Origin of the sequence: Mesorhizobium sp. M7A.F.Ca.CA.004.06.1.1 (assembly GCF_003999135.1) — a bacterium.
GTDB lineage: Bacteria > Pseudomonadota > Alphaproteobacteria > Rhizobiales > Rhizobiaceae > Mesorhizobium.
Genome location: NZ_RZPQ01000575.1, coordinates 1 through 3,850 on the forward strand (window position 1 = coordinate 1; position 3,850 = coordinate 3,850).

A 3,850-nucleotide genomic window follows, 5' to 3' on the forward strand; every position below is an offset into this window, starting at 1 on the left:
AAACCTGACGCTGGTACGCAAATTGCAGCCCACCCAAAATCGCTGCGTCGGCACGCCGATGCATTAGCCCCGACTAACGATAGCACGTCCGTGATTACCAACAAGTTTCAATCGCGGCGGCGCCGGAAAGCCGTTCGGGCCGTCGTCAGGCCGGCTTCAGCCGCATCGCGGCGAGATACATGAGCGCCGAGGCGGCCTGCCCGCGGTCCCAGCCGGCGGCCTCGACCTTGCGGAGCAGGGCGTCAAGATGCGGAACCAGCATATCCCTGCATTCCTGTTCGTAGACGGTGCTCGTCGCCGGATGCCGCGGTGCGCCGATGGTCAATGCCTTGGCCATGTCCGATTCCCCCTTGGAGCGAGCAATAATATGCCGTCAGCCGGCAAACCGAAAATCTCTCTTGCTGTACGGTGTGACGCTTCGAAAGCCCTCTGCGATCCTGTCGAGAAAAATTGGCCTGATGTGTCGGACCTGGCGCCGGTCGCGCGTCCTAGGAGCGATCAACCTGCAAAGCTGGAGAACGAGCATGTCGTCGCAAATCACTCAATCACCGTGGCAGACCGCGGCCCTTGTCGTCGCCCGGCTGATCTTCGCCGGCGTCTTCCTGATGGCCGTGACCTTCAAGTTCATGGGCATGGACGCCACCGCCGGCTATATCGCCGCCGCCGGCTTTCCGTTTCCGCTGTTCCTGGCCTGGTGCGCGGCGATCCTGGAAGTCGCGCTGGTGCTGTGCTTCCTGACCGGCGCCTTCTTCTCGCAGGCAGCCCTGGTCGCCGCCGCCTATGTGCTGTTCCTCGGCTTCGCCTTTCACGGACCCAGCCACTGGGCAGGCAACCAGGCCGAGTTCGGCTTCTTCGTCGACCATTTTTCGTTCCTGGCCGGACTGCTGTTTGCGGCCGTACATGGACCGGGCAAGGTGCTTTCGCTCAATTCGGGATGGCCGGGCAGGGCTTGAGGCGAGGGCAGCGGGCCACCGCGGACGCACGCCGGCCGCTCACAGCTGGTCGTTGTAGGGTTCCTTTATCTTGCCGACCATGCGGGCCAGCTTCGAAAAAGACGGCATCTCCGCCTCCGGCTGGCACTGGTTGGCGAGTTCCAGCAGCCGGATCGGAAAGTTGACGGCGTCGCGGCTGGACGCGGACATGCCTTCGGATCGCTCCTGGTTGGTTTCGCCGGCCTCGGTCTTGCGCAAGGCCAGGTCGATCTCCTCCGCCGTCAGCACCCCCTTTTGAACCAGGAGGCGGTTGATCGAGGCGACGGCCATCAACAGGCCTTCGAGTTGCAGGTTGGCGACATTCATGGCGATTGCTCCCGTGGCTGGGGTTGAAACGCGCGAGCGGCATTTCCGCTCCAGAAAGGCTGCGGGCGAATGCCTATTCCTGCGTCAGCCGTTCGCCATATTCGCGCCACAGCGCCTTGACCTCCAGGTTGCCGAGGCTGCCGATCGAAACATCCCCACAGCTGATGGCGACGGCGCTGATGTCGTATTGGGGGTAAGCGTTGGCGACGAAACGGATGGCTTCGCCCAGCGAACGCACGCGGATGACTGGATCGGCCTGACCCTGGCCGGTGCTGCGCACGCCGGAAACCGTGGCTTGTGCATGCCGCATCCTGAACACGGATGCCATGGCTGGTCTGTCCATCGTCCTCTCCCACAAGGCCGTGCGACGGGAATCATTCCATGAGCTTCGACGAATGATTTCACACCTGCCGGCTTATGACCAGCCGCCGGCAAAAGCAGGGTTTTACGCGCTTGCCAGCGTCGCTCCGAGTGGGAGTTCCGACCGGTCTAGGAATTTTTTCTCAAAAAACGGTTGACGGGGTGAGTGCAGCTTTGCCTTCCAGACGCTGAACCCTGTGATCGGCACCGATGACATTGTGCTGTCGTTTTACCAGTCCGACGACACCGTCGGCGATATCCAGGCAGCCGCGCAAGGCATCATCGACCAGGCCCAGGCGGCGGCGGATGTGGCGACGGGCGCCATGACGACCGTGCTCGATCCGCAATTTGCGACCAAGGCGACGGCGGAAGCCTATTCGCCGGCGGTTGCGCCGGATTATATCAGGACTGCCGGCTATTCGCAGGTCGGCGACGGCCAAGCCCTCTACAGGAAGAATGGCACCATTTTGGCTGGCGGGGGCGGTCTGGCGATCACGCTGCAAGGTGGAGCGAAAGCCGGCTTCGACATCATCAACGCACCGAGGTCGAAGGAGATCAACATTCGCGCGGCGGGCGCCGACACGGCAGCCGGCAACAACAGGACCGCGATCGTCAACGCCATTGCTGCCGCCGGGCAGGGCAGGCTGATCATCCCGGCTGGCACATTCTCGCTGGCCGGCAATATCGACATTCCGCAGGGGTTGACGGTCGAGTTTGATGACAGGGCGCTTTTGCAGCGTACCGAGGACGCCATGCACCTTTTCAACCTGAAGGGCGACAACCGTATCATCGCGCCGAAGGTTAACGGCGCCTGGAATCATGTCGCGGCTGCGAACGGCTTTGGCGTCTTCAACATCAGCGGCATCTCCGGCGTCACGATCGAGCATGGCACGCTCACCGGTACGCAAGGCGACCACTACCGCATTGCCGATTCCAGCTGGGTCTACATCGACGACGCCAGGGGCGATACGGCGCGCAACATCGTCACCATCAACGACGAGGTTTCCGGCACAAGTCACGTGTTTGTCCGCCGCGCTCGCGTGAGCGCCTATTTGAACGGTTTTGATGCAGAGAGTGACGACGACTGGCCGGTGAGCGATATCGAGGTGGATATCGACTGGACGCAGCTTGGCGGCGTTCAACTTGGCGCGGCCGTCGCGTTCACCCGCAGCGCTGCGCCCGCCGGATCGGTGTTGAAGTACAAACGCCTTCGCATCAGTGCCAAGTCCAGGGATGGCCTTTATGGCCTGGTGCTGCGAGGGGCCAAGGATATCGAGGTGCGCAGCCTGGTGACGGAAGGCGTGCAGCAAGGCATTCGCGCCGGCACCGGCCATCATATCGAAGATCTTCGCCTGCTGTCGTTCGACATCCAGGCGACGCATCAGGGGATCTATATCGAAACCCCGGCCGGGCAACAGATCTCGCGCGGCGCCAGGATTGGTGCCGGCCGCATCTTTGGGTTTACCCAGGCCAATGCCTACGGCGTCTTCAGCGCGGCGGATGAAACCATTGTGTCGGCCGACACGCTTGTCGACATGGGCGGCGCGGCGGCGTCCATTGGCGTTCGATTGAACGGCGACATGTCGCAAACCCATGCAGGCATCGCGGATGCGCGATCGTCCTATGTCGCCCTGTCGACAATATCGGGCGAACGGCAGAGGGCGACGGGTGGCCTTTTCAAGGCGACGACCGGCAGCGTCGTCAACGATGTGAAAATCAGCGGATCCTCGCCAAACGTCGAGGTGCGGGGCAACATCTACTCCGGTACGGCGACGGGCAAGCCAACCGATGACGGATCGCACATGGCGCTAATTGAAGGAAACCGGGGCGGCGATCTTTTCAAGGGCTATAAGTCGACGCCGGACGCAACGCCCGTTCTTATGATCTTCGAAGCCGGAAACAGCTTTGTTCCGATCAGGCCAGGGCAAGGCGTGAAGTTCACCGCCGATGTCGCTGCCCGCCGCACGGATGGTTCGTCGTCGACCAGCGCCGGCTATGTGTTCGCCGGCGTGATCCGCAACACGGGCGGAACCCTGGCGGTCGAAGGTGCGATCACCAAAACGGTGATCGGCGAATATGCGACCGACGCCGCTTCACTCGACGCCTCCGTCGCCGTGGGGGCTTCCGGAATTGAGGTGACCGTTGTCGGCGTCGCGGCAAAGACCTATGGCTGGAACGCCGTTGTGCGGCTT

At 62.5% G+C, this 3,850-nt stretch carries 5 protein-coding genes; 2 read left to right on the top strand and 3 right to left on the bottom strand.

Annotated elements, in window-relative coordinates; translation table 11 throughout:
• Positions 1-145 precede the first annotated feature (145 nt).
• The gene (locus EN906_RS26010; RefSeq protein WP_127270775.1) at positions 146-337 is read right to left on the bottom strand and encodes a hypothetical protein; all 192 of its coding nucleotides are present in this window, start codon (positions 335-337) and stop codon (positions 146-148) included.
• A gap of 187 nt (positions 338-524) precedes the next feature.
• Here EN906_RS26010 and EN906_RS26015 point away from each other — a divergent pair, with 187 nt between their 5' ends.
• On the top strand, positions 525-953 hold the full coding sequence (locus EN906_RS26015) for a DoxX family protein (protein ID WP_127270776.1): 429 nt from the start codon (positions 525-527) through the stop codon (positions 951-953).
• Between the two features lie 39 nt (positions 954-992).
• Here the strand turns inward: EN906_RS26015 and EN906_RS26020 are convergent, their stop codons facing one another.
• Positions 993-1,298 (bottom strand): hypothetical protein, encoded by a 306-nt coding sequence (locus tag EN906_RS26020; protein ID WP_023813813.1) that lies wholly within the window; start codon positions 1,296-1,298, stop codon positions 993-995.
• Between the two features lie 73 nt (positions 1,299-1,371).
• Positions 1,372-1,641 carry a hypothetical protein gene (locus tag EN906_RS26025; protein WP_127270778.1) on the bottom strand — a complete coding sequence of 90 codons (270 nt, stop codon included), beginning with the start codon at positions 1,639-1,641 and terminating at the stop codon, positions 1,372-1,374.
• 214 nt (positions 1,642-1,855) lie between these two features.
• Between EN906_RS26025 and EN906_RS37430 the strand changes: the two genes are divergently transcribed.
• On the top strand, positions 1,856-3,850 hold a 1,995-nt coding region (locus tag EN906_RS37430), incomplete at its 3' end, for a hypothetical protein (protein ID WP_164777363.1).